The 24,027-nt window shown below is 70.7% G+C and carries 22 protein-coding genes and 1 tRNA gene; 15 read left to right on the top strand and 8 right to left on the bottom strand.

What is annotated here, in order from left to right:
• Window positions 1-12: 12 nt before the first annotated feature.
• A complete protein-coding gene (locus IAI59_RS03025; protein WP_207418849.1) occupies window positions 13-1,182 on the top strand; it encodes a DegT/DnrJ/EryC1/StrS family aminotransferase in 1,170 nt (389 codons plus the stop codon).
• Window positions 1,183-1,304: 122 nt separating this feature from the next.
• Here IAI59_RS03025 and IAI59_RS03020 read toward each other — a convergent pair whose 3' ends face one another.
• Together IAI59_RS03020 and IAI59_RS03015 are read right to left on the bottom strand one after the other, a co-directional pair.
• Window positions 1,305-1,481 (bottom strand): hypothetical protein, encoded by a 177-nt coding sequence (locus IAI59_RS03020; protein WP_207418851.1) that lies wholly within the window; start codon window positions 1,479-1,481, stop codon window positions 1,305-1,307.
• Window positions 1,478-1,690 (bottom strand): hypothetical protein, encoded by a 213-nt coding sequence (locus IAI59_RS03015; protein ID WP_207418853.1) that lies wholly within the window; start codon window positions 1,688-1,690, stop codon window positions 1,478-1,480. Before IAI59_RS03015 ends, IAI59_RS03020 begins: the two co-directional genes overlap by 4 nt.
• A gap of 255 nt (window positions 1,691-1,945) precedes the next feature.
• Here IAI59_RS03015 and hrcA point away from each other — a divergent pair, with 255 nt between their 5' ends.
• Both hrcA and IAI59_RS03005 read left to right on the top strand, forming a co-directional pair.
• The gene (gene hrcA / locus IAI59_RS03010; protein ID WP_408887622.1) at window positions 1,946-3,004 is read left to right on the top strand and encodes a heat-inducible transcriptional repressor HrcA; all 1,059 of its coding nucleotides are present in this window, start codon (window positions 1,946-1,948) and stop codon (window positions 3,002-3,004) included.
• 19 nt (window positions 3,005-3,023) lie between these two features.
• Window positions 3,024-3,656: a glutathione S-transferase family protein gene (locus IAI59_RS03005; protein WP_207418855.1), complete on the top strand. Its 633-nt coding sequence runs from the start codon at window positions 3,024-3,026 to the stop codon at window positions 3,654-3,656.
• Window positions 3,657-3,913: 257 nt separating this feature from the next.
• Here IAI59_RS03005 and IAI59_RS03000 read toward each other — a convergent pair whose 3' ends face one another.
• A complete protein-coding gene (locus IAI59_RS03000) occupies window positions 3,914-4,951 on the bottom strand; it encodes an Ldh family oxidoreductase (RefSeq protein ID WP_207418857.1) in 1,038 nt (345 codons plus the stop codon).
• Window positions 4,948-5,940, bottom strand: a complete 993-nt coding sequence (locus tag IAI59_RS02995) for a Bug family tripartite tricarboxylate transporter substrate binding protein (protein WP_207418858.1) — start codon at window positions 5,938-5,940, stop codon at window positions 4,948-4,950. Before IAI59_RS02995 ends, IAI59_RS03000 begins: the two co-directional genes overlap by 4 nt.
• A 111-nt stretch (window positions 5,941-6,051) precedes the next feature.
• Between IAI59_RS02995 and IAI59_RS02990 the strand changes: the two genes are divergently transcribed.
• The 4 genes from IAI59_RS02990 to IAI59_RS02975 all read left to right on the top strand — a co-directional run bounded on the left by IAI59_RS02990 (window position 6,052) and on the right by IAI59_RS02975 (window position 10,153).
• The gene (locus IAI59_RS02990) at window positions 6,052-6,999 is read left to right on the top strand and encodes a LysR substrate-binding domain-containing protein (protein WP_207418859.1); all 948 of its coding nucleotides are present in this window, start codon (window positions 6,052-6,054) and stop codon (window positions 6,997-6,999) included.
• Between the two features lie 292 nt (window positions 7,000-7,291).
• Window positions 7,292-8,284 (top strand): CobW family GTP-binding protein, encoded by a 993-nt coding sequence (locus IAI59_RS02985; RefSeq protein ID WP_207418860.1) that lies wholly within the window; start codon window positions 7,292-7,294, stop codon window positions 8,282-8,284.
• Window positions 8,281-9,318, top strand: coding sequence for a WD40 repeat domain-containing protein (locus IAI59_RS02980; RefSeq protein WP_207418861.1), 1,038 nt, complete (start codon window positions 8,281-8,283; stop codon window positions 9,316-9,318). The genes IAI59_RS02985 and IAI59_RS02980 overlap by 4 nt, the downstream gene beginning before the upstream one ends.
• 4 nt (window positions 9,319-9,322) lie before the next feature.
• Window positions 9,323-10,153: an aldo/keto reductase gene (locus IAI59_RS02975; RefSeq protein WP_207418862.1), complete on the top strand. Its 831-nt coding sequence runs from the start codon at window positions 9,323-9,325 to the stop codon at window positions 10,151-10,153.
• Between the two features lie 273 nt (window positions 10,154-10,426).
• On the opposite strand, the gene IAI59_RS02970 is transcribed toward IAI59_RS02975, so the two are convergent.
• Entirely contained in the window at window positions 10,427-12,199 is a 1,773-nt protein-coding gene (locus IAI59_RS02970; protein WP_207418863.1) for an adenine deaminase, read from the bottom strand.
• A gap of 64 nt (window positions 12,200-12,263) precedes the next feature.
• Window positions 12,264-12,339 (bottom strand) — tRNA-Ala (locus tag IAI59_RS02965).
• A gap of 162 nt (window positions 12,340-12,501) precedes the next feature.
• Here IAI59_RS02965 and IAI59_RS02960 point away from each other — a divergent pair.
• From IAI59_RS02960 to IAI59_RS02925, 8 genes are all read left to right on the top strand, one after another.
• Window positions 12,502-13,239, top strand: a complete 738-nt coding sequence (locus tag IAI59_RS02960; RefSeq protein ID WP_207418864.1) for a CoA transferase subunit A — start codon at window positions 12,502-12,504, stop codon at window positions 13,237-13,239.
• 11 nt (window positions 13,240-13,250) lie between these two features.
• The gene (locus IAI59_RS02955) at window positions 13,251-13,901 is read left to right on the top strand and encodes a CoA transferase subunit B (RefSeq protein WP_207443833.1); all 651 of its coding nucleotides are present in this window, start codon (window positions 13,251-13,253) and stop codon (window positions 13,899-13,901) included.
• Between the two features lie 586 nt (window positions 13,902-14,487).
• On the top strand, window positions 14,488-16,686 hold the full coding sequence (gene pnp, locus IAI59_RS02950; RefSeq protein WP_207418063.1) for a polyribonucleotide nucleotidyltransferase: 2,199 nt from the start codon (window positions 14,488-14,490) through the stop codon (window positions 16,684-16,686).
• Between the two features lie 311 nt (window positions 16,687-16,997).
• Window positions 16,998-18,398 (top strand): NAD(P)H-dependent flavin oxidoreductase, encoded by a 1,401-nt coding sequence (locus IAI59_RS02945; RefSeq protein WP_207418061.1) that lies wholly within the window; start codon window positions 16,998-17,000, stop codon window positions 18,396-18,398.
• Window positions 18,399-18,485: 87 nt separating this feature from the next.
• Window positions 18,486-18,920: a DoxX family protein gene (locus IAI59_RS02940; RefSeq protein ID WP_207418057.1), complete on the top strand. Its 435-nt coding sequence runs from the start codon at window positions 18,486-18,488 to the stop codon at window positions 18,918-18,920.
• A gap of 201 nt (window positions 18,921-19,121) precedes the next feature.
• The gene (locus tag IAI59_RS02935) at window positions 19,122-19,799 is read left to right on the top strand and encodes a phosphoribosyltransferase (RefSeq protein WP_207418056.1); all 678 of its coding nucleotides are present in this window, start codon (window positions 19,122-19,124) and stop codon (window positions 19,797-19,799) included.
• Entirely contained in the window at window positions 19,799-20,155 is a 357-nt protein-coding gene (locus IAI59_RS02930) for a DUF423 domain-containing protein (protein ID WP_207418055.1), read from the top strand. The genes IAI59_RS02935 and IAI59_RS02930 overlap by 1 nt, the downstream gene beginning before the upstream one ends.
• Window positions 20,152-21,072, top strand: coding sequence for an SAM-dependent methyltransferase (locus IAI59_RS02925; RefSeq protein ID WP_207418054.1), 921 nt, complete (start codon window positions 20,152-20,154; stop codon window positions 21,070-21,072). Before IAI59_RS02930 ends, IAI59_RS02925 begins: the two co-directional genes overlap by 4 nt.
• 46 nt (window positions 21,073-21,118) lie before the next feature.
• Here the strand turns inward: IAI59_RS02925 and IAI59_RS02920 are convergent, their stop codons facing one another.
• Both IAI59_RS02920 and IAI59_RS02915 read right to left on the bottom strand, forming a co-directional pair.
• Complete coding sequence (locus IAI59_RS02920) at window positions 21,119-21,436, bottom strand: hypothetical protein (RefSeq protein ID WP_207418053.1); 318 nt, start codon at window positions 21,434-21,436, stop codon at window positions 21,119-21,121.
• Between the two features lie 204 nt (window positions 21,437-21,640).
• Window positions 21,641-23,932, bottom strand: coding sequence for an NADP-dependent malic enzyme (locus IAI59_RS02915; RefSeq protein ID WP_207418052.1), 2,292 nt, complete (start codon window positions 23,930-23,932; stop codon window positions 21,641-21,643).
• Window positions 23,933-24,027 lie beyond the last annotated feature (95 nt).

Raw genomic sequence — 24,027 nt, 5'->3', positions numbered from 1 at the left:
GATCCGTCCCCCATGACCACCACGACCACCGAGACCACTGCGCGCCCGATCGCCCTCTTCGACATGAAGGCGCAGCAGGCGCTGATCCGCGCGGAAATGAACACCCGCATTGCCCAGGTGCTGGACAGCGGCGCCTTTGTGAACGGCCCCGAGGTGCGCGAGCTGGAAGAAAAGCTCGCCGCCTTCGCCGGCGCCCGCCACGCCGTCGGCGTGTCCTCCGGCACCGACGCGCTGCAGATCGCGATGATGGCCGAGGGTATCGGGCGCGGCGACGCCGTGTTCCTGCCCGCCTTCACCTACACCGCCACCGCCGAGGTGCCGCTGGTGCTGGGCGCCACGCCGGTCTTCGTGGACGTGGCCGAGGATGGCTTCAACCTCGACATCGCCGACCTCAGGCGCCGCGTCGCGATGGTGAAGCAGCAGGGCCGGCTTCGCCCCCGCGCCGTGGTGGGCGTCGATCTCTACGGCCTGCCCGCCGACTGGCCGGCGATCCTGGAGATCTGCGAGGCGGAGGGCATGTTCGCGCTCGACGACGCCGCCCAGGCTTTCGGTGGCGCGCTGGACGGCAAGCGCCTCGGCACCTGGGGCCATGCCACCGCGCTGAGCTTCTACCCGACCAAGACGCTGGGCTGCTACGGCGACGGCGGCGCCATCCTGACCGACGACCCGGCGCGCGCCGAGCTGTACCGCTCGCTCCGCACCCATGGCGAGGGCAAGACCCGCTACGAGGTGGAGCGCACCGGCATGAACGGCCGCCTGGACACGCTGCAGGCCGCCATCCTGCTGTGCAAGCTGCCGCTGATGGAACAGGAGCTGGCCGCCCGCACGCGCATCGCCGGCTGGTACGCCGACCGCCTGTCCAACCACGTCACCGTGCCGCGCGAGCGCCCGGGCGCGCAATCCGCCTGGGGCCTCTACACCGTGATCCTGCCGGATGGCACGGACCGCGAGCGGCTGATGGCCGGCATGAAGGCCCGCGGCGTGCCGAGCGCGATCTACTACCCGAAGTCGCTGCACCACCAGCCGGCCTATGCCGCCGCCCATGCCACGGGGCTGGACAACGCGCCGCCATTGCCGGTGAGCGAGGGGCTGTGTCCGCGCGTGCTGTCCTTGCCGATGCATCCCTATCTGGACGAGGCACAGGTGGCGGCGGTGGCGGAGGCGCTGATTTCCGGGCTTTGAGGGAGTCGCCTGCGGCTCCTGAGGGGGCGCTGCCCCCGCAAACCTCCCCGGCAGGGGATTGAAGCCGCTGCCGGGGAAAGTTCGAAAGGGGCAGCGCCCCTTTCACGGCACCCTGCCGTGCGTCACTCCCCCAGCAGAACCAGCCCGCCCCAGGACAGCCCGAACAACACGGCCGCGACGCCGGCCGTGGTCCAGCCCGGCGCCCGGCTGGCGCGGTCCAGCAGCAGCGCGGCGATGCCGGCCAGCAGCGAGAACAGCAGCACCGCCGCCACCAACCCATTGAAGGCGGGCAGGCTCATGCGGCGGGCTTGCGCCGGCGGCGGCGGCGCGGCGTTTCAGCCGGCAAGGCGGCGGGAGCGGGGGTCGCCGGGGTGCCGGCGGGGCCAGGCTGCTCCAGGCGGGGTGCGTCCGGCGTGCGGGCGGCGGCCTCGCGCCCCTGCGGCGGAAAGGCGGCCAGCCATCCTAGCAGGGCCAGGGGCCAGAGGCGGTTCGGCGGATGTTCCGTCATGCAGCCTCCTTGGTCGTGTGCCTCGGCACAGCTTGCGCTTCGCCGCGGGAACCTTGGACCATGCTTTTGCAACGCCATCATGGCGAAGGTGTGACAAGGTGTTGCAGGGCGTTCCTGCCACGATACCCCAACATGGCTGCGGCCTGGGCTTTGCTTGACGCGGCGGGGGGCCGTGCTAGCGTTTTCCTTTACGATTGGGGGTTCTTTCCGGTGGGTCCGCCACCCTTTTCCCGTGCCGGCTTTTCCCGCGGCGCCTTGCCACGCGACCTGGGCGGCGCCGCGCTGCTGCCGGGGCTCGACAGCCGCGGCGCCGCCATCCTGCGCCAGGTGGTGGAGCTTTATGTCGAGACGGGCGAGCCCGTCGGCTCCCGCACCCTGTCCCGCCGCCTGCCGCAGGCGCTGTCCCCGGCCACCATCCGCAACGCCATGGCGGACCTGGAGGAGGCCGGGCTGCTCTACGCCCCGCACACCTCCGCCGGCCGCCTGCCGACCGAGCAGGGGCTGCGGCTGTTCGTCGACGGCCTGCTGGAATTCGGCGACCTGACGGAAACCGAGCGCGAGGCCATCGCCGCCCGCTGCGCCGCCACCGGCCGGTCCTACGAGGAAACCCTGTCGGAAGCAGGGCAGATGCTGTCGGGCCTCGCCGGCGCCGCCGGGCTGGTGGTGGCGCCCAAGAACGAGGCGCCGATCCGCCACATCGAGTTCGTGGCGCTGTCGCCCGGCCGGGCGCTGGTGGTGCTGGTCAACGCGCACGGGCAGGTGGAGAACCGCGTCATCGACGTGCCCTCCGGCCTGCCGCCCTCCGCCTTCACCCAGGCGAGCAACTTCCTGAACGCCCGCCTGTCCGGCCGCACCCTGGAAGAAACGCGCACCCTGGTGGCCGAGGAGATCCAGGCCAACCGCACGGCGCTGGACGCGCTGAGCCAGCAGGTGGTCGCCGCCGGCCTCGCCACCCGGGCGGGCGGCGGCGGCGGCTCGCTGATCCTGCGCGGCCAGTCCAAGCTGCTGGAAAATCTAGGCGAGCTGGCCCGGGTGCACGAGATCCAGGCGCTGTTCGAGCGGTTGGAAGCGCAGGAAACCATGCTGCGCCTGCTGGAGCTGGCGCAGCGCGGCCAGGGCGTGCAGATCTTCATCGGCGCCGAAAGCGGGCTGTTTGACAGCACGGGCCTGTCCATGGTCGTCGCCCCCTTCCGCGACGGCGAGGAAAAGATCGTCGGCGCCATCGGCGTGATCGGACCCACGCGCATCAACTACGGCCGCGTGATCCCGGTCGTGGACTACACCGCGCAGGTGATCGGCCGCCTGCTCGGCTAACCCCGAGGAACTTGCCTGAATGTCCCTGACCATCTATGGCGTGCTGCGCTCGCGCGCCTCCCGCCCCGTCTGGCTCGCCAAGGAACTGGGGCTGGACTACCGCCACGTTCCCGTCATCCAGGGCTACCGACTGCCCGACCCGGGCGCGCCGGACGCCCCACTCAACACCACGTCCACCGCATTCCGCGCCATCAACCCCAACGGCCTGGTGCCCTCGGTCGACGATGACGGGCTGATCCTGCACGAAAGCATGGCCATCACCCTGCACCTCGCCCGCAAGCACGGCGGCCCCCTGGCGCCGCGCGACGGCAGCGAGGACGCGCTGGCCACCATGTGGAGCTTCTGGGCCGTGACCACGGTGGAAACCCCCGCGCTCTCCACCCGCGGCGGCGCGGACGCCATCGCCCAGGCGATGCCCGTGCTCGACCGCGCCTTCGCGGTGCTGGCCGACGCCTTGCAGGCCGGCGGCGGCTGGCTGGTCGGCGGGCGCTTCACGGTGGCCGACCTGAACGTGGCCGAGGTGGTGCGCTACGCCGCCGGCGTGCCCACGCTGTTCGAAACGCACCGCGCGGTGCGCGACTGGCTGGCCGTCTGCCACGCGCGCCCGGCCTTCCAGGCGATGTGGGCGGAGCGGGATGCGGAGCCTGCGTGATGGGCCTGGGCCAAGGGGGCGCTGCCCCCTTGGATCCCCCGCTGGGGGGATAGCATCCCCCCAGACCCCGCCGTCAGGGAAGCATTCGGAGCCTGAAGGCCGCAGCGGGCGCCGGGTCGGTTTTTACAAAAGGCCGTCAGCTGAACCATCAGTCCCCGAGGGTCCTCGACCCTCGGGGTGAAACACCAAACAAACGGCGGGGTCTGGGGGGATACTATTCCCCCAGCGGGGTCCAGGGGCAGCGCCCCTGGCCTGCCCTAGATCGCTGCAGCGACCCCCAGCCGCCCCGCCCAGTCCCGCAGCGATGCCGCCACCGTATCCGGCACCTCCAGCCCATCGCGTTCCGCCGCCGCGATCAGCCGCGTCGCCTGTTCCCCCGGCAGCCGCACCGGCCGGGCCGGGTCGATCGGGTCGTTGCTGCGGCAGGCCTCGGCCAGGAAGCCCATCTGGTCCTCGAAGGCTTCGCGCCCGGCAAAGGCGGCGGGGTCGATGAGCTGCAGGTAGACGCTGGCGCCCCAGCGGCCGGGGTCGTCGCGGCGCCCGTGGCCGGCGAGGCCCTGGGTCAGTGCCTCCACCATCAGCGCCAGGCCGAAGCCCTTGTGGCCGGCCTCCTCGCCGCCCAGCAGCATCAGGCTGCCGCCGCCGGCTTCCATCGCCGTGGGGTCGCGGGTGGGGCGGCCGTCGCGGTCCAGCAGCCAGGGGTGGTCGAACTGCTCGCCCGCCGCGGCTTTCTGGCGGGTCATCGAGACGGTGGTGATGGAGGCGGAGATATCCACCAGCACCGGCGCCGCCCCGGTGGGGAAGCCCACCGCGAAGGGGTTGGGGCTGAACAGCGCCTTTCTGCCGCCGAAGGGGGCGACGATCCTGCTGTGCGGGCCGGAGGAGGCGAGCATCACGAACAGCCCGCGGTCCGTCGCCTGCTTGGCCAGCGCCGCGAGGCAGCCAATGTGGTGGCTGCGGCGCATCGCCAGCGTGAAGGTGCCGTGCGCGGGCAGCCGCTGGAAGCCCAGCGCCATGGCCTGCTCCACCAGCCACAGGCCGGGGCGGTAGCCGCCGTCCCAGACCACGGTGGCGCCGGTGTCGCGCAGCACCTCGGGCGCGCCGTCGGGCGTCATGCCGCCCTTGGCGATCTCGGCCAGGTAGTTGCCGCATTGCGCCAGGCCGTGGGTGCGGCGGCCCATCATATCGGTCAGCACCAGGATGCGGCCGGTGGCCTCGGCCTTGTCCCCGTCCAGCCCGGCGGCGCGGAACAGGGCGCCGGCGAATGCCGCCAGCGCCGCGGGGTCGCGCCTCATTCCGGCTTGATGCCGTGCTTGGTGACGACGCCGCCGAATTCCGTGGTGCTGGCGGCCAGCCATGTGCGGAAGGCCTCGGGGCCGTCGGTGCGGGGCTCTCCGCCGAGTTCGGCCAAACGCGCGGTCATGGCGGGCTGCGCCACGGCCTCGCGCAGCGCCACCTCCAGGCGGCGGATCAGCGCGGGGGGCGTGTTGCCCTGCACCATGACGCCCTGCCAGGTGCCGGCATCGGCCATCGGCCAGCCGACCTCGCGGAAGGTCGGCACGTTCGGCAGGGCGGCGAGGCGCTTGGGGCCGGAAACGGCGATGCCGCGCATCTGGCCGTTGACCACGTAGGGCTGCGTGGCGGTGGCGCCGTTGATGATCATGTCGGCCTCGCCAGACGCCACCGCCAGCACCGCCGGCGCGCCGCCGCGATAGGGCACGTGGGTGACGTCGCCGCCCAGCGCGGCGCCGATCTCCACCGAGGTCAGGTGCGTCAGGCTGCCGACGCCGGCATTGGCCATATTCAGCCCGCCGGCGCGGCCCTTCAGGTAGGCCGCCAGCTCGGCGGCGTTCTTCGGCGGCAGGGCGTTCTTCACCGCCGCGAGGTAGGGCGCGTAGATGATCATGGAAACCGGCGCGAGGTCCTTCTGCACGTCGAAGGGCATGCGCGGGAACAGCGACGGGTTGATGGCCAGGGTCGAGACATCCATCAGCAGCAGGGTGTGGCCGTCCGGTGCCGACTTGGCCACCACGTCCGCGCCGATGTTGCCGGCCGCCCCCGTGCGGTTTTCCACTACCACGGACTGTCCCAGAGCCTTGGTCAGCTCCGGCGCCAGCAGGCGGGCCAGGATGTCGCTGGTGCCGCCCGGGGCGTTCGGCACGACGATGCGCAGCGAATGGTCGAAGCGAGCGTCAGCGGAACCTTGGGCGCGGAGCGCCGGCGCGGCGAGGGGCGAAAGCACGCCAGCGGCGAGGCTGGCGCGCAGCAGAGCACGGCGATGCATGGTCGATCTCCCGTTCGGACCCTGTGGCGGGCCTTCTGCTTCCGCTCTAGGCGTCGCGGGCGATACCGGTCCAAGCTGTTCTCGGCATCAGCCGATACGGAAACTGGATCGATGTTCGCCTTCACCCAGCTGCGCTGCTTCGTGGCCGTCGCCGAGGAGCTGCATTTCCATCGCGCCGCCGCCCGGCTGAACATGACGCAGCCACCGCTCAGCCGGCAGATCCAGCTGCTGGAGCACGCGCTGGGCGTCACGCTGTTGCTGCGCGGCAACCGCGCCGTGGCGCTGACCCCGGCCGGCGCGGCCTTTCTGCACGACGCCCGCCGCATGTTGCAGCTGGCCGAGCGCGCCACGTTGCACGCCCGCCGCATCGCCGGCGGCCAAAGCGGCCAGCTCACCATCGGCTTCACCGCCGCCTCGGGCTACGGCGTGCTGCCGCGCCTGGTCGGCCTGCTGCGCAGCCGCCTGCCAGAGGTGCAGCTGGCGCTGCGCGAGATGGTTTCGCTCGACCAGATCGAGGCCTTGCAGGCCGGGCGGATCGACCTCGCACTGCTGCGCCCGATGGCCCGCCGCCCGGGCCTGCGCACCGCCCGCCTGCTGCGCGAGCCGCTGCTGCTGGCGCTGCCCCGCGCCCACCCCCTGGCCACCCGCCCCGAGGCCGGCCTCGCCGAGCTGGCCGAGCAGCCGCTGGTCACCTACCCGCCCGTGGAAGGCCGCTACCTGCACGACCTGGTGATGGGCCTGTTCCAGGTTGCGGGCGCCGTGCCGGAGCGGGTGCAATATGTCAGCCAGACCCATTCCATCCTGGCGCTGGTCGGCGCCGGCCTGGGCATCGCCCTGGTGCCGCAGGCGGCGGCGCGGCTGTGCCCGGAGGACGTGCTGCTGCGCCCGCCGCCCGGTGGCATCCCGGTGGCCGCCGAACTGGCGCTGGCTTGGCGCGAGGAGGGCGAGAACCCGGCGGCCCCCGCGGTCCTGGCGGCGCTGCGCCAGGACTGGGCGGGGCTCTGCGCGGGATGGCCGGGGGCGGGGGCGGCGCCGGAAGAAACGAGGCTTGGGGAATAAATTCCCCCAGGCCCCCTTCTTTTATTTTTATCTGCCTTTCGGGAGTGGCTGCTGCGGACGGGCGCTGAATTCTGAAAAATTCATTTTATGATTATATGAATTATTATGAGGAGATACGTCGGCATTGATAGTGCGAAGCGAAAACAGATAAAAAGAAGATGGGGGTTCGGGGGAATTCTTTCCCCCGACCTTTCTCCCCCCGGGGGGGCGTGACCTCGGGGGGGGAGCGTATCATATAACACCTGACCGACTGCGAACGCGGCCTCCACAGGCAGGACAGAGATTCCCCCCCATGAGCGACAAGACGATCGACACGACCATCCCCGTCACCGTGCTGACCGGTTACCTCGGCGCCGGCAAGACCACGCTGCTGAACCGCATCCTGTCCGAGGAGCATGGCAAGAAATACGCCGTGGTCATCAACGAGTTCGGTGAGCTCGGCGTGGACAACGACCTCGTCATCGATGCCGACGAGGAAGTGTTCGAGATGAACAACGGCTGCATCTGCTGCACCGTGCGCGGTGACCTGGTGCGCATTCTGGGCAGCCTGATGAAGAAGGGCCGCAAGTTCGACGGCATCATCGTCGAGACCACCGGCCTCGCCGACCCCGCCCCGGTGGCGCAGACCTTCTACATGGATGAGGACGTCAAGCGCGCCACGCGGCTGGATGCCATCGTGACGCTGGTGGATGCCAAGAACCTCGCGGCCCGCCTCGACGACAGCAAGGAGGCGGCGAGCCAGATCGCCTTCGCCGACATCGTCGTGCTGAACAAGATGGACCTGGTGGACGAGGCGGGCGCGGCCGAGGTGGAGCGCCGCATCCGCGCCATCAACCCCTATGCCGAGATCCGCCGCGCCACCAAGTCCGACGTGCCGATCGAGGCGGTGATGGGGCGCGAGGCCTTCAAGCTGGATCGCATCCTGGAGCGCGAGCCGGAGTTCCTGTCGGGCGAGGACAACCACTCGCACAACGAGGACATCATGAGCCTGTCCTTCGAGGTCGATCAGCCGATCGACGAGGCGAAGTTCAACGCCTGGATCGGCGAGCTGCTGCAAAGCAAGGGCGCCGACCTGCTGCGCACCAAGGGCATCCTGGCCTACAAGGGCGAGGACCGGCGCTTCGCCTTCCAGGCGGTGCACATGATCGCGGATGGCGACTTCATCGGCCCCTGGCCGGAAGGGTCCGCGCGCAAGTCCAAGATCGTCTTCATCGGCCGCGACCTGAACCGCCCGCGCCTGCGCCGCGGCTTCGAGGGCTGCGTGGCCGCCGGGGGGGCGGAATGAGCGAGACCGTTTCCGACGACGACTTCCTGTTGAGCCAGCGGGGCAGTTCCCACGACCTCGGCGCCTGGGTGATGGGCGCCGTGTTTTCCCGCGACGGCAAGGCGGCCGGCTTCGCGCTGGGCGACGGCTCGGTGCGGATCGCGCAAACCGCCGAGATCGGCGGCGACTGGGCGCGGGCCGAGGCGCATGACGGCTCCTGCCTGGAGATGGTGGCCGACATCGCCAGCGGTTTCCTCTCCGGCGGCGACGACGGGCGGCTGGTCCGCACGGCCAATGACGGCACGGTGGAGGAGATCGCCAACCTCGGTGCCATGAAGTGGGTGGACCATGTGGCGGCGCATCCGGACGGGCTGCGCGCGGCGTCTGTCGGCAAGAAGCTGCACGTCTTCGGCAAGGGCGGGCCGCTCAAGGCGCTGGAGCACCCGTCCTCGGTCGGCGGCATCGCCTTCGACAGCAAGGGCAAGCGGGTGGCGGGCGCGCACTACAACGGCGCCAGCCTGTGGTTCGTCAATTCCAAAGAGGACAAGCCGCGCGTCCTGCCCTGGAAGGGCAGCCACCAGGGCGTCTGGTTCAGCCCGGACGGCACACATGTCGTCACCACCATGCAGGAGAACGCCCTGCATGGCTGGCGGCTGACCGACGGGCAGGACATGCGGATGTCCGGCTACCAGAGCAAGATCAAGTCCGTCAGCTTCACGGCCAAGGGCCGCTGGCTGGCCACCGCCGGCGCCGACTGCATCGTGCTGTGGCCGTTCTTCGCCGGTGGCCCGATGGGCAAGCCGCCGATGGAGCTGGCCGGCGGCGACGGCGTGCTTTGCACCCGCGTGTCCTGCCACCCGCAGCATGAGGTGGTGGCTGCCGGCTTCGAGGACGGGCTGGTGCTGATGGCCGAGATCGGCTCCGGCAAGGTGGTGCCTGTCGCCGCCCCCGGCCGCGGCGCCATCTCGGCGCTGAGCTGGAACCCGGGCGGCACGCAGCTGGCCTTCGGCACCGAGACCGGCTTCGCCGGCATCGTCGATCTCTCGAAAAGGTAGACCCATGATCAACATCCCCGTCGAGACGACGCCGCGCCTGTCGATCCCCAAGCTCGGCCTCGGCACCTTCAAGCTGACCGGCGCAGAGGGCCAGAAGGCCATCGAGGGCGCGTTGCGCCTGGGCTACCGCCACCTCGACACCGCCGCCCGCTATGAGAACGAGGCCGAGGTCGGCGCCGCCATCCGCGCCAGCGGCGTGGCGCGCGAGGACATCTTCCTGACCAGCAAGGTCTGGTGGGACCAGCTGGAGCCCGAGGCGCTGCACCGCTCGCTGGAAGCCTCGCTGGCCCGGCTGCAGGTGGACTCCCTCGACCTGTTCCTGATCCACTGGCCGAACCCGACCATGGACCTGGAAGGGGCGGTGAAGGTGCTGAAGGCGGCGCAGGGCAGCGGCCTGATCCGCGCCTGGGGCGTCGCCAACTTCCCTGTCGCGCGCATGCAGGAGCTGGAAGCGTTGGGCGAGACGCCGGCCGCGCTGCAGGTGGAATACCACGTGCAGCTGTCCCAGGCGCCGCTGCTGGACTGGTGCCGCAAGCACGACATCGTCCTGGAAGCCTATTCGCCGCTCGGCCAGGGTATCCTGCACGACCAGCCGGTACTGGCCGAGATCGGGCGCAAGCACGGTGCCTCCGCCGCGCAGGTCGCGCTGGCCTGGCTCCTGCGCCAGCCGCTGGTGGTGCCGATCCCCCGCTCCAGCCGCGCCGAAGGCCAGCAGTCCAACCTGGACGCGGTGGCCCTGGCATCCCAGCTGGATGAGCATGACTTGGCGAAGATCAACACCCTGCCCAAGGACAAGCGGTGCGTGAACCCGGCCTTCGCGCCGGCCTGGGACTGATGAGGGGACAGGCCAGGGGGCGCTGCCCCCTGGACCCCCGCTGGGGTGGTTGAACCACCCCAGGCCCCGACGTCTGTTTTGCGCGTCACCCCGCGGGCCGATGGCCCCCGGGGACTGCGGGCGGGGCACCAGGTGGCCCTTTCATAGAAATACCGCAGGCGCCCGCCCGGGCCTCAAAGCCCCAACATTCCTTTTTCCGGCGGGGTCTGGGGGGACACTGTCCGCTCAGCGGGAGAGTCCAGAAAGGGCAGCGCCCTCTTTGGCCTCCCTCCATCACCCGACCAATGCCCCCGCGATCAGCTCCCCCGTCGACCCATCCGCCACGCCGAGATCCGTCACATGCGGCCCCGCGTTGCAGGCCAGCGACGCGCCGACGATGGCCTTGAACACCAGATAGGGCGGCATCCAGTCCGCGATCCCGTCCGCCGCCTCCTTCAACGCGCGGAAGGCGGCTGCCACGTCTTCCACCGCGTCGTCCGACACCAGCCCGCAGATCGGCAGCGGCAGCACGGCGCGGACCTCGCCACCCGCGGCCACCGCCATGCCGCCGCCCGCCGCGATCACCGCGTTGGCGGCGGCGGCGAGGTCGGCCGGGTTGCGGCCGAAGACGCAAAGGTTGTGGGAGTCGTGCGCCACGGTGGTGGCCAGCGCGCCGCGCCAGCGGCTCCAGCCCTGCAGCACGCCCAGCACCGGCGTGGCGGGGGCGAGGCCGTGGCGGTGGAACACCGCCATCAGGATGCCGTCCTCCGGCAGGGCGGCGATGCCCTCCGTCACCGGCACCACGGCCTCGCCCCATTGCGTGAAGCGCGGGTTCACGGCGGTGCGCAGCCAGGCGGTGGGGCCGGGGGCGCGGAGGAGGAACTGCTCCGGCAGCACGGGGGCCAGCTTCATGGTGTCGAGCAAAGCGCCGGCGGGGTGCGCGGGGGGCAGCGGCGCCAGCAGCCGGCCGCCACTGGCCACATGGGTGCCGGAGGCGAAGACATGCGTGACGTTCAGCGTGTCCAGCCCGTCCAGCAGCATCAGGTCGGCGCGCCGCCCGGGGGCGATGAGGCCGAGGTCGGGGCGTTGGATGCGCGTGGCCGCGTGCAGCGTGGCGGCGCGCAGGGCGTGCAGCGGCGACATGCCGTAGCGGACCAGGCGGCGGATCAGGTCGATCATGCCGCCCTTTTCCGCCAGGTCGTCGGGAAAGGTGTCATCGGTGCAGAGCACCAGGGTTTGCGGCAGGTGGGACAGGGTGGCCAGCGCCGCCACGGCCTCGGGCAACAGGTAGTCGTGGCTGCCGCGCAGCTCCACCGTGAAGCCGGCGCGCAGTTTTTCAAGAAGATCGTCTGCCGAAACCAGCTCGTGGTCGGAGGCGATGCCGGCGGCGGCGAAACCCTGCAGGTCGGGGCCGCTCAGGCTGCGGGCATGGCCGCAGACCAGCTTGCCGGACGCCAGCCCGGCGCCGACGATGCCGGCCATGCGGGGGGTGCGGTCCAGTACGCCGCGCATGTCCATGACTTCCGCAACGCCGGCGACCTCCGGCCAGGACAGCATCTCGGCCAACTCATCCGGGCCGAAATCGGCGCCCGCGCGCTCCAGCCCGGGGGCGGAAGGGACGCAGGAGGGGGCGAGCACCAGGGCGCGCAGCGGCAGGCCGCGCATCGCCTCCACCGCCCAGCGCACGCCGGGCAGGCCGGACACGTTGCCCAGCTCATGCGGGTCCCAGCAGACGGTGGTGGTGCCATGGGGCACTACGGCGGCGGCGTAGCGGCGCGGCGTGACCATCGAGCTCTCGATGTGCATGTGCGCGTCGATCAGCCCGGGCGCCGCGATCAGCCCGGTGGCATCCAGCGTCTCCGCCGCGTCGGCGCGGGTGCCGGGGGCATGCACGCTGGCGATCAGCGGCCCGACCAGCCCGATGTCAGCGAGGCGCAGCTCGCCGGTCGCCATGTCCGCCACCCGGGCACCGAGGATCAGCCGGTCGAAGGCGGCCAGCCCGCGGGCGGCGCGCACGGCGCGGTCGCGCAGCACCACATCGTTGAGGTCTTGCGGTTCACGGATCATGCGGGCCTCGCGGGCAGCGGAAACGAGAACAGGGCGCCCGTTGCCGGACGCCCTGTCTGAATACTGGTGGAGCCAAGGGGAGTCGAACCCCTGACCTCTTGAATGCCATTCAAGCGCTCTACCAACTGAGCTATGGCCCCGCAGTCACCGCCGTCTTTCAACGGGGTGGCGCGGTATAACTGCGGCCCCCGGGGCACGCAAGCCCCCTGCTGCGCGAATCTTTCACGCGCGCCCCGCCGCCCCTTTCCGCCCCGCGCCGCGCTGGCTAGCCTGCACCCCACCAGGGACCAGGGAGCGAATTCATGCGGAAGATCTACCCCGATGCGCGGGCGGCGCTGGAGGGCGTGCTGCGGGATGGCATGCTGATCCATTCGGGCGGCTTCGGGCTGAGCGGCATCCCGACCCTGCTGATCGAGGCGATCCGTGATTCCGGCGTGAAGGACCTGACGGTGGTCTCGAACAACGCCGGCATCGACGGCGCCGGCCTCGGCCTGCTGCTGGAGACCCGGCAGATCCGCAAGATGATCTCCTCCTACGTCGGCGAGAATGCCACCTTCGCCAAGCAGTTCCTGGCGGGCGAGCTGGAGATCGAGTTCAACCCCCAAGGAACGCTGGCCGAGCGCATCCGCGCCGGCGGCGCCGGCATCCCCGCCTTCTTCACCAAGACCGGCTACGGCACGGCGGTGGCCGAGGGCAAGGAGACGCGCGAGTTCGACGGCGAGCACTATGTGATGGAGCGCGGCATCATGGCGGATCTCGCCATCATCCACGCCTGGAAGGCCGACACCGAGGGCAACCTGGTGTTCCGCAAGACCGCGCGCAACTTCAACCCGATGATGGCCACCGCCGCGCGCATGACGGTGGTGCAGGTGGAGGAGCTGGTGGAGCCCGGGCAGATCGACCCCGACCACATCCACACGCCGGGCATCTACGTGAAGCGCATCGTACGCGTGCCGGCCAACTACGAGAAGCGGATCGAGCAGCGCACCACCCGCAAGCGCGTGACCGACCTCAACCCCGCCCACAGCAACGTCGCCTGAGGAGCCCGCCCATGGCCTGGACCCGTGATGAGATGGCGGCCCGCGCGGCGCGCGAGCTGCAGGACGGCTTCTACGTCAACCTCGGCATCGGCATCCCGACGCTGGTGGCCAACCACATCCCCGACGGCGTGTCGGTGCAGCTGCAATCCGAGAACGGCATGCTCGGCATGGGCCCCTTCCCGTACGAGGGGGACGAGGACCCCGACCTGATCAACGCCGGCAAGCAGACCGTGACCGCGCTGCCGACCACGAGCTTCTTTTCCTCGGCCGACAGCTTCGCGATGATCCGCGGCGGGCATATCGACCTGTCGATCCTCGGCGCGCTGCAGGTGGCGGGCAACGGCGACCTGGCGAACTGGATGATCCCGGGCAAGATGGTCAAGGGCATGGGCGGCGCCATGGACCTGGTAGCCGGCGTCAAGAAGGTGGTGGTGCTGATGGAGCACACCGCCGGCGGCAAGCCCAAGCTGCTGAAGGCCTGCACCCTGCCGCTGACCGGCAAGGCGGTGGTGGACGTGGTGATCACGGAACTGGCCGTCTTCGGCATCGACCGCGCGCAGGGGCGGATGACGCTGGTGGAACTGGCCCCGGGCGTCACCGAGGCCGAGATCCGCGACAAGACCGAAGCCGATTACGAAACCAAGCTCGCCGTCACGGCGTGAAGCGGAAGGCTGGGGTGGCTGAGCCACCCCAGACCCCGGCATCTGCCGCGCGTTGAGGGGCCGGTTCAGGGGGCTGAGGGCACGGCGCCCGTGGTGCGTTTGAATCCTGTGCCCCCGCCCGTCGGGCGATCGCCGGCAGGATCGGCCGAGTGCTTCCTGATGGCGGGGTCTGGGGGGACACTGTCTCCCAGCAGGAAAGTCCAGAGGGGGCGGAGCCGCTTTTAGGTCAGGTTTCATCCGGGGAAAACTTTTCCAGTGGCCACGCCGGCCCCTTCCGGTCCATAACCCGCGCGGTTTGCCATCACTGGCAGGCTGGACCCGCGAGCGTGAGCGGGGCCTTGGTGATCCTGTCGTGAGCGCGGCCCCTGATCGGGCCGTGGCGGCGTTTCCGGCCACATGGTGCGTTCCGCGGGCAGCCCCGCGGCCATCCATGCCGCCCGAAACGCCGGTCCTTGCAGCCCCCTTCCGGGGCGGGCCGGGCGACGGGCCTCGGGTTCCGCACCGCTCAAGACGAGGGCCGCCATCCGGGCGGCCGAGCGAGGGCCGCGCCGCCACTGGCGCGCGGCCGCGATGCCAAGGACGTTTCATGTTCGACAACTACTTCCGCAAGGACATCTCCTGGGGTGGCAAGACCCTGACGCTGGAGACGGGCAAGATCGCCCGCCAGGCGGACGGCGCCGTGATGGCGCGCCTCGGCGACACCATCGTGCTGTGCACCGTGGTCGGCGCCCGCAGCGTCAAGCCGGGCCAGGACTTCTTCCCGCTGACGGTGAACTACCAGGAAAAGGCCTTCGCGGCCGGCAAGATCCCGGGCGGCTTCTTCAAGCGCGAAGGCCGGCCGAGCGAGGCCGAGACCCTGATCTCCCGCCTGATCGACCGCCCGCTGCGCCCGCTGTTCCCGGAAGGGTTCCGCAACGAGGTGCAGGTGATCGCCACCGTGCTCTCGCATGACATGGAGAACAGCCCGGACATCGTGGCGCTGGTCGGCTGCTCCGCCGCGCTGACGCTGTCGGGCATCCCGTTCTTCGGGCCCGTCGCCGCCGCGCGCGTCGCCTACATCGACGGCCAGTACGTGCTGAACCCGACGCTGGAGCAGATCAAGGAATCGAAGCTCGACCTGGTGCTCGCCGGCACCGAGGAAGGCGTGCTGATGGTCGAGTCCGAGGCGCATGAGCTGACCGAGGAAGTGATGCTCGGCGCCGTGACCTTCGGCCATGCCGGCTTCCAGCCGGTCATCCAGGGCATCATCGAGCTGGCCGAGAAGGCCGCCAAGGAGCCCTGGGACCTGCCGGAGGTTTCGGCCGAGACCACCGCGCTGAAGGCCAAGCTGGCGAGCCTCGGCACCGCCTCCATCGGCGAGGCCTACAAGGAAACCCAGAAGCTGCTCCGCCAGAAGAAGGTGGGCGAGGCCAAGAAGGCGATCCTGGCGCAGCTGGGCGAGGACGAGGCCGCGATGGCCAAGGGCCTGCTCAAGGAGCTGGAAGCCGACGTGGTGCGCAACAGCATCCTCGACACCGGCATGCGCATCGACGGCCGCGACACCAAGACCGTGCGCCCCATCGTGGCCGAGGTACACGTGCTGCCCCGCGCCCACGGCTCCGCGCTGTTCACCCGCGGCGAGACGCAGGCGCTCTGCGTGGCGACGCTGGGCACCGGCCAGGACGAGCAGATCATCGACCAGCTCGCGGGCGAGTACCGCGAGAACTTCATGCTGCACTACAACTTCCCCCCGTACTCGGTGAACGAGACGGGCCGGATGGGCAGCCCGGGGCGGCGCGAGATCGGCCACGGCAAGCTGGCGTGGCGCGCCATCCGCCCGCTGCTGCCCGAGAAGGCGGCCTTCCCCTACACCATGCGCGTGGTGTCCGAGATCACGGAGTCCAACGGCTCCTCCTCCATGGCCACCGTCTGCGGCACCTCGCTGTCGCTGATGGACGCGGGCGCGCCGCTGAAGCGCCCCTGCGCCGGCATCGCCATGGGCTTGATCAAGGAAGACAAGGGCTTCGCCGTGCTGTCCGACATCCTGGGCGACGAGGATCACCTCGGCGACATGGACTTCAAGGTGGCCGGTTCCGAGCAGGGCATCACCGCCTTGCAGATGGACATCAAGATCACCTCCATCACGCCCGAGATCATGAAGATCGCGCTGGAGCAGGCCAAGCAGGGCCGGCTGCACATCCTGGGTGAGATGGCCAAGGGCCTGTCCGGCGCCCGTGGCGAGGTGGCCGGCAACGCGCCCAAGATCACCGTGATCCAGGTGCCCAAGGACAAGATCCGCGACGTCATCGGCACCGGCGGCAAGGTGATCCGCGACATCGTCGAGACCACCGGCACCAAGATCGACATCGAGGACGACGGCACCATCAAGATCGCGGCGACCTCGCCCGAGGCGGCGCAGGCGGCGATCGACCGCATCCGCGGCCTGACGGCCGAGGCCGAGATCGGCGCCATCTACACCGGCACCGTGGTCAAGACCGCCGACTTCGGCGCCTTCGTGAACTTCCTCGGCGCCAAGGACGGCCTGGTCCACATCTCCGAGCTGGCCAACGAGCGGGTCAGCAAGACCACCGACATCGTCAACATGGGCGACAAGGTAAAGGTCAAGGTGCTGGGCTTCGACGACCGCGGCAAGGTCAAGCTGTCCATGCGCGTGGTGGACCAGGCGACCGGCGCCGACATCTCCGATCAGGTCGGCGCCCGCCGCCCGCGCGAGGATGGCGAGGCCGGCGGTGGCGACCGCGAGCCGCGCGGCGAGCGCCGCGATCGCCGGCCGCGCCGCGACTGATCGCGATCGGCCAGGGGGGCGACCCCCTGGCCACCGGTGGCAAGGGCCCAGCCCAGGCTGCCTTATTCCGGTGACGCCCGGGCGTGCCCCCGGGCGCCCGGTGCCGGGAATTCCCTGGACCCCGGGACGCGGGGCGGGCGGGTGCCCGTCCTGCCCGGCACCGCAATTAAGGCGCGCCGGGAAAAAGCATTGAAACCCTTGGCTAGTCGGGCCAAATCCCCCGCCTTGCGCATGGTCATGCCCTTTTGGCCGGTGCACGCGCGCGTGTTATGACGATTCTGTGATCCCTAACCGTAGGAACGGCAACGGCTTTGAAAGCGATCAACGCGATCCGGATGGGTGGGGTGGATGTGCTGCCGCTGGTGGAAGGTGGCAAAGGCGTCGCCGTGTCCACCGGAGCCTCCTGCGGCGAATGGGCCGGTGCCGGCGGCGTCGGCACCTTTTCCGGCGTCAACGCGGACAGCTACGACGCCGAAGGCCATGTGATCCGCCAGACCTACAGCGGCCGCACCCGCGTGGCGCGGCACGAGGAGCTGGTGGCCTACGGCATTTCCGGTGGCATCACCCAGGCGCGCGAGGCTTATGAGCGCTCCGGCGGCCGCGGCCGCGTGCACATCAACGTGCTGTGGGAGATGGGCGGCGCCGAGCGCATCCTGCGCGGCGTGCTGGAAGGCGCCAAGGGCCTGATCAACGGCGTCACCTGTGGCGCCGGCATGCCCTACAAGCTCGCCGAGATCGCCCGCGAGTTCAACGTCTTCTACTACCCGATCGTGTCCTCGGGCCGTGCCTTCACGGCGCTGTGGAAGCGTTCCTACTCCAAGGTCTCCGAGCTGCTGGGCGGCGTGGTCTACGAGGACCCCTGGCTGGCCGGCGGCCACAACGGCCTGTCCAATTCCGAGGACCCGCACAAGCCCGAGGCGCCCTATGAGCGTGTGCTGAAGCTGCGCCAGCAGATGCGGCAGTTCGGCCTGGACGACGTGCCGATCATCATGGCCGGCGGCGTCTGGTGGCTGGAGGAATGGGAGCACTGGATCGACAATCCGGAGCTTGGCCCCATCGCTTTCCAGTTCGGCACCCGCCCGCTGGTGACGCAGGAAAGCCCGATCAGCGCCGACTGGAAGCAGAAGCTGCTGACCCTGGCGCCGGGCGACGTGCTTTTGCAGCCCTTCTCGCCCACCGGCTTCTATTCCTCCGCCGTGCGCAACGACTTCCTGCGCGACCTGGAGGCGCGCAACGAGCGCCAGGTGGCGATCAGCCCCGAGCCGATCGGCGAGCACACCGCCGAATACGGCGTGGGTCCGCGCAAGCGGCTGGTCTGGCTGGCGCCGGGCGACCTGGAGCGCGTGCACAACTGGGAAGCCGCCGGCTTCACCGAGGCGCTGCGCACCCCCGACAACACCCTGGTCTTCGTGACGCCCGAGAACGCGCGCGAGATCCTGAAGGACCAGACGGACTGCATGGGCTGCCTGTCCCATTGCCGCTTCAGCAACTGGACGCAGCACGGCCCCGACTACACCAACGGCAAGAAGGCCGATCCGCGCTCCTTCTGCATCCAGAAGACGCTGCAGGACATCGCGCATGACGGGCCGATCGACCACAACCTGATGTTCGCCGGGCACAACGCCTACCGCTTCGGGCAGGACCCCTTCTACTCGAACGGCTTCATCCCTTCCGTGAAGCAGCTCGTCGAGCGGATCGTCACGGGCCGGTAACGGCTTCCGCCTCTGGCTTGACCATGGCAAAACCGCTCCCGGCCCCGCCGGGGGCGGTTTTGTCGTTCTGGCCTGGAGACCGTCATCATGATCCGCTCTGTGCTGTCGCGTCCCGCCCTGCTGGTCGTGGCCCGCGTGCTGCTCACCTTTCCCTTCTGGGGCAGCGGGCTGGCCAAGCTGATCGACTTCCAGGGGGGCACCGCCGAGATGGCGATGTTCGGCCTGCACCCGCCCGCCGTGATCAACGCGGTGGTGGCGCTCACCCAGCTCACCGGCTCGGCGCTGATCATCGCCAACCGCGCCGCCTGGCTCGGGGCCGGGGCGCTGGGGGTGTTCACCGCGCTGACCATCCCCATCGTGCACCACTTCTGGAGCCTGGACGGTGAACGCGGCATCGTGGCCTTCCACACCGCGACGGAGCATGTGGGGATGATCGGCGGGCTGATCTTGGCGGCCATCCTGGCGGAACGCGGGGCCGGAACGGCCTCCCCCCTTTCCGAACACGCCCGCCGGGGTGGCTGAGCCACGCCGGGCCCTGGCATCGGCAGAAACTGGCATGCGGCGTGGGGGGCGGTCGCCACGGAACGCCTGAACGCCCGGACCAGGGCGCGCGGCGCCACCCCGGCCGCCTTCGCAAAACAGCCAGAAAAAAGCGGGGGGCTGAGGGGAATTCTGTCCCCCGATCTTCTCCAACGCCCACCGATGTGCCATCCGCCCCCTATCATGGAACCGCTCCCCGACTTCTGGCAGCGCTACGAGGCCACCCCGCCTTCCGGTGCCTCTGCCCGCATGCCCGACGGCCGTTTCCTGGCAATGCCGTTGCGCGACTACGGTGCCATCGGCGTGCTGGGCTTCATCGCCAACCAGGCCTCCTTTGCCGTGCTGCGGCCGATCTGCGGCTGGATGGCCGCCGCCGCGCGGGGCTTCGGGGCCGAGGCCGTGCTGGGCCTGCCGACGCTGGGGCATGTGTTCGGACCGCCGGTGGCCGAGGCGCTGGGCCACCCCCACTGGGTGGCCGCCGGCTATTCCCGCAAGAACTGGTACGACAGCGCCTTTTCCGCGCCCACCTCCTCCTCCACCGCGCCGGACGCGCGGCGGATGTGGCTGGACCCGCGCGTGCTGCACCGGCTGCGCGGCCGGCGGGTGCTGCTGGTGGATGACGTGGTCAGCACCGGCAGCTCCGCGCACGCCGGCCTGGCGCTGCTGGCCACGGCGGGGGTGCGGCCGGTCGGGCTTTGCGTGGCCATGGCGCAGGGCGACCGCTGGCGTGCCGGCTGGCCCGGCGACGTGCCGGTGGCCGCCGCCTTCGCCACGCCGCTGTTCCGGCGCGGCGACGACGGAAGCTGGCAGGCGGACCTCGCCAGTCGCGCCGATGTGATCCTGCCGGGGAAGGACGCGTGATGGGACGGATCTGGCTGGTTCTGGGGGCCCTGATGGGCGGCGTGGCGGTCGGGATGGCGGCCTGGGCGGCGCATGGGTTGACGCCGGACCAGGCGGCCCGCGTCGCCCCTGCGCTGGACATGCAGGGCTGGCACGCGCTGGCGCTGCTGGCCACCGGGCTGCTGGCCGAGCGCCGCGGCGGCCGGCTGGTGCATTGGGCGGGCGGCTGCTTTTTTCTGGGCGTGCTGGGCTTCGCCGGCGCGCTGTGGTGGCACGCGCTGACCGGCGGCTCGCTGGGGCGGGTGGCGCCGACCGGCGGCATGCTGCTGATGCTGGGCTGGCTGCTGCTGGCGGCCGCCGGGGCGCGCCGGGCGTGAGCGAGGTCCGCAGCGCCTATCTGGCCGCCGAGGGCTTCGAGGCCGAGCTGGCCGAGGAGCTGCGCCGCGCCGGCGCGCCGGTCGCCGCCTGGCACGGCCTTCTGGCCCTCAGCCCCGCGCCGCCGCTGCCCGCCGCCTGGGCGCTGGACGTCTGGACCGACCCGCGGGAGATGGAGGTGCCCTCCATCAAGGGCGCCGCGACCCTGCTGCGCGGCCTGCAGCGCAACTGGGCGCTCTACCCCGCCACGCACCACCGCCGCGCCGCGCTGATCGAGGCCGCGCTGCCGCCGGTCAAGGCACGCGCACTGCGCTTTCCCGAGCTGCCGCCCGCCGGGCACCTGGGGGCCTGGACGCTGCTGGGGGCCGACCGCATGCTGGCCAGCCCCACCAAGTCCAGCCCCTTTGTCAACGGCGCCGTGCGCTTCGAGGAGGACCGCGAGGGCCCGCCGTCGCGCGCCTACCTGAAGCTGTGGGAAGCGCTGACTCGGCTGGGCCGCTGGCCCGGCCCGGGCGAGACGGTGCTGGACCTCGGCGCCGCGCCCGGCGGCTGGACCTGGGCGCTGGCGCAGCTGGGCTGCGCCGTGGTGGCGGTGGACAAGGCGGCGATGGACCCGGCCGTGGCGGCGCTGCCCAACGTGTCCGTCCGCACCGAAAGCGCCTTTGGCCTGGAGCCTTCGCAGCAGCCCGCGGTGGACTGGCTGTTCAGCGACATCATCTGCTACCCGTCGCGGCTGCTTGGGCTGGTGAACCGCTGGCGCGAGGCCGGGCGGGCACGGAACTTCGTGTGCACCCTGAAGTTCCAGGGCGAAACCGACCACGACACCGCCGCCGCCTTTGCCGCCATTCCCGGGGCGCGGGTGTTCCACGGCGCCCACAACAAGCACGAGCTGATGTTCTGCCTGCTGGCCGGCGCGTAACGCAAAAAGGGCCGGGGCATTGCTGCCCCGGCCCTGTCTTTCGGGTTTAGCGGTTCGCCACCGTGCCCGCGGTGGCGGGAGCCGGCAGGTAGGCCACGCCGCCCTCGCTGCCGCCGGTGAACACCGGGATGCCAGCCGAGTTCTCATGGAAGGCGCCGGTGTAGGTCACCTGGGGGTAGCGGCCGGACGTCACCGTCACGGTATCGCCGCCGCCCACGATGTTGCCGGTGTAGCCGGCGGGGTAGCTCACATGGAACTGCTCGCCCTGGTTGATCACCGCTTCCTGCGCATGCAGCGCGCTGGTGGCACCCAGCGCCATGCCGGTGGCGAGAAGGGCGGCGGCGATCATCGAATTGCGGATCATGATGTTTGTTCCTGATGGAATGTCGAAGCGCGGTGGCGCTTCCGTTGACACCCATATGCGCTTCAGGGCGCGCCACCGCCAATCAGGGCTGGCGATGCTGGCTATTCGCCCCGGTGATGCGTCCAGGAACAGTTATGAGTTCAGCGCATGGCCGATGGTGCGGGAAGGGCCGGGGAAACGATGTTCCCCGGCCCTGTCCGCCGCCTAGTCCCGGCGCACGGCGCCGGCGGCCGCGAAGCACGCCATGTCCAGGATCTGGTTGACGCTGGCCCCGACGCTGGTGATCTGCACCGGCTGCTCCAGCCCCACCAGGATCGGCCCTAGGGTGGTGGCGCTGGTCAGGCGGGGCACGGCCTTGGTCAGGATGTGCGCGGCGTGCAGCCCGGGCATGACCAGCACGTTGGCCGGGCCGCTCAGGCGGCAGAACGGGTAGAGGGCGCGCAGCTGGGGGTCCAGCGCCACGTCGGCCGCCATCTCGCCATCGTACTCGAAGTCGGCGCCGCGGCTGTCCAGCAGCTTCACCGCCTCGCGCACCGGGTTGACGATGGTGCCGCCCGGTGCGCCGAAGGTGGAAAAGGACAGCAGCGCCACGCGCGGCTCGATGCCCATGCGGCGCGCGGCGGCGGCGGCCCCGGTGGCGATCTGCGCCAGCGTCGCGGCATCGGGGCGCTCGTGGATGGCCGTGTCGGCGATCAGCACGGTGCCGGCGCGGCGGCCGAGCATGACGCTGAGGCCGAACAGCACCTCGCCCGGCGTCGGGTCCACCGCCTTGGTGACGTTCTCCAGCGTGGTGCCGAAGGAGCGCGTGGCGCCGGTCACCATGGCGTCCGCGTCGCCGGCGGCCACCATGCAGGCCGCGAAGACATTGCGGTCCGTGTTGACCAGCCGCTGGCAGTCGCGGAACAGCAGGCCGTTGCGCTGCTGGCGGCTGTACAGCGCCTCGGCGTAGCGGGTGTTGCTGTCGGACAGCCGGGCGTTGTGGATCTCGATGCCCTCCGGCAGCGGGATGCCGAGCGCGGCCACGGTGGCGCGCACGCGCTCCTCGCGCCCCACCAGCACGGGCGTGCCGTAGCCGGCGTTGCGGAAGGCGATGGCGGCGCGGATCACCTTCTCCTCCTCGCCCTCGGCGAAGACCACCTTCCGGGGCTGCGCGCGCAGCCGTTCCGTGATGGCTTCCAGCGCCGACACGCCGACATCAAGCCGCGCCGCCAGCCCGCGGGCATAGCGGGCCATGTCGTCCAGCGGCTTGCGCGCCACGCCGCTGTCCATCGCCGCCTTGGCGACGGCGGGCGAGACGCGGGAAATCAGGCGCGGGTCGAAGGCATGCGGGATGATGTAGTCGGGGCCGAAGCGCAGGCCGGAGCCGCCGCCGGCGCCCGCCACCTCCTCGGGCACGTCCTCGCGCGCCAGCATGGCCAGCGCCTCGGCGGCGGCGACCTTCATGGCGTCGTTGATGGTCGAGGCGCGCACGTCCAGCGCGCCGCGGAAGATGAAGGGAAAGCCCAACACGTTGTTGACCTGGTTGGGATAGTCGCTGCGCCCGGTGGCGATGATCACGTCCGGCCGCACGGCGCGGGCGTCGTCGGGCGTGATCTCGGGGTCGGGGTTGGCCATCGCGAAGATGATCGGATTGGGCGCCATGGAGGCGACCATGGCCGGCGTCACCGCACCCTTGACCGACAGGCCGAAGAAAGCGTCCGCCCCTTCCAGCGCCTGGGCCAGCGTGCGGCGGTCGGTGGCCACCGCGTGGGCTGACTTCCACTGGTTCATGCCCTCGGCACGGCCCTGGTAGAGCACGCCCTTGGTGTCGCACATCAGGATGTGCTGCGGGCGGATGCCCATGGCCTTGACCAGCTCGGCGCAGGCGATGGCGGCGGAACCCGCGCCGTTGATCACCAGCTTGGTATCGGCCAGCGCCCGGCCGGTCAGGTGGCAGGCGTTGATCAGCCCGGCGGCGGCGACGATGGCGGTGCCGTGCTGGTCGTCGTGGAAGACGGGGATGTCCATCAGCTCGCGCAGCCGCTGCTCGATGACGAAGCACTCCGGGGCCTTGATGTCTTCCAGGTTGATGCCGCCGAAGGAGGGGCCGAGGTAGCGCACGGCGTTGACAAAGGCGTCCGCGTCCTCGGTGTCCACGCACAGGTCGATGGAATCGACGTCGGCGAAGCGCTTGAACAGCGCCGCCTTGCCTTCCATCACCGGCTTGCCCGCCAGCGCGCCCAGGTTGCCCAGCCCCAGCACGGCCGTGCCGTTGGAGATGACGGCGACCATGTTGCCCTTGGTAGTGTAGTCGTAGGCCAGCGAAGGGTCGCGGTGGATGTGCAGGCAGGGCTCGGCGACGCCGGGGGAATAGGCCAGGCTGAGGTCGCGCGCCGTGGTCAGCGGCTTGGTCAGCCGGATCTCCAGCTTGCCCGGCTTGCCCTCGGCATGCAGGGCCAGCGCCTCCTCGGCGGTGATGCGGGTGGTGCGGGTATCGGGCGCCTTGCTGCTGTCCATGGACCTCTGACTCTTAAAAAAATCGAGGTTCATCATGGGCTAGGCGCCGGACGCCCACCAGGGGGGCGTTTCGCAGCTGCGACATGGCGCGGGAA

This window comes from Roseomonas haemaphysalidis (genome assembly GCF_017355405.1).
Taxonomy (GTDB): Bacteria; Pseudomonadota; Alphaproteobacteria; order Acetobacterales; family Acetobacteraceae; genus Pseudoroseomonas; species Pseudoroseomonas haemaphysalidis.
The sequence above is the reverse complement of the archived record's forward strand: the minus strand, read 5'-3'. Positions and strand labels throughout refer to the sequence as shown.

Bases quoted from the DNA above. Each gene is read 5' to 3' on its own strand.
- IAI59_RS02915 (WP_207418052.1), bottom strand. From the start codon at position 23,932: ATGGACAGCAGCAAGGCGCCCGATACCCGCACCACCCGCATCACCGCC.
- IAI59_RS02975 (WP_207418862.1), top strand. From the start codon at position 9,323: ATGATCAACATCCCCGTCGAGACGACGCCGCGCCTGTCGATCCCCAAG.
- IAI59_RS02990 (WP_207418859.1), top strand. From the start codon at position 6,052: ATGTTCGCCTTCACCCAGCTGCGCTGCTTCGTGGCCGTCGCCGAGGAG.
- IAI59_RS02955 (WP_207443833.1), top strand. From the start codon at position 13,251: ATGGCCTGGACCCGTGATGAGATGGCGGCCCGCGCGGCGCGCGAGCTG.
- IAI59_RS03025 (WP_207418849.1), top strand. From the start codon at position 13: ATGACCACCACGACCACCGAGACCACTGCGCGCCCGATCGCCCTCTTC.
- IAI59_RS03020 (WP_207418851.1), bottom strand. From the start codon at position 1,481: ATGAGCCTGCCCGCCTTCAATGGGTTGGTGGCGGCGGTGCTGCTGTTC.
- IAI59_RS02970 (WP_207418863.1), bottom strand. From the start codon at position 12,199: ATGATCCGTGAACCGCAAGACCTCAACGATGTGGTGCTGCGCGACCGC.
- IAI59_RS02940 (WP_207418057.1), top strand. From the start codon at position 18,486: ATGATCCGCTCTGTGCTGTCGCGTCCCGCCCTGCTGGTCGTGGCCCGC.
- IAI59_RS02920 (WP_207418053.1), bottom strand. From the start codon at position 21,436: ATGATCCGCAATTCGATGATCGCCGCCGCCCTTCTCGCCACCGGCATG.
- IAI59_RS02980 (WP_207418861.1), top strand. From the start codon at position 8,281: ATGAGCGAGACCGTTTCCGACGACGACTTCCTGTTGAGCCAGCGGGGC.
- IAI59_RS03015 (WP_207418853.1), bottom strand. From the start codon at position 1,690: ATGACGGAACATCCGCCGAACCGCCTCTGGCCCCTGGCCCTGCTAGGA.
- IAI59_RS02985 (WP_207418860.1), top strand. From the start codon at position 7,292: ATGAGCGACAAGACGATCGACACGACCATCCCCGTCACCGTGCTGACC.
- IAI59_RS02935 (WP_207418056.1), top strand. From the start codon at position 19,122: ATGGAACCGCTCCCCGACTTCTGGCAGCGCTACGAGGCCACCCCGCCT.
- IAI59_RS03000 (WP_207418857.1), bottom strand. From the start codon at position 4,951: ATGAGGCGCGACCCCGCGGCGCTGGCGGCATTCGCCGGCGCCCTGTTC.
- IAI59_RS02960 (WP_207418864.1), top strand. From the start codon at position 12,502: ATGCGGAAGATCTACCCCGATGCGCGGGCGGCGCTGGAGGGCGTGCTG.
- IAI59_RS02930 (WP_207418055.1), top strand. From the start codon at position 19,799: ATGGGACGGATCTGGCTGGTTCTGGGGGCCCTGATGGGCGGCGTGGCG.
- pnp (WP_207418063.1), top strand. From the start codon at position 14,488: ATGTTCGACAACTACTTCCGCAAGGACATCTCCTGGGGTGGCAAGACC.
- IAI59_RS02995 (WP_207418858.1), bottom strand. From the start codon at position 5,940: ATGCATCGCCGTGCTCTGCTGCGCGCCAGCCTCGCCGCTGGCGTGCTT.
- IAI59_RS03005 (WP_207418855.1), top strand. From the start codon at position 3,024: ATGTCCCTGACCATCTATGGCGTGCTGCGCTCGCGCGCCTCCCGCCCC.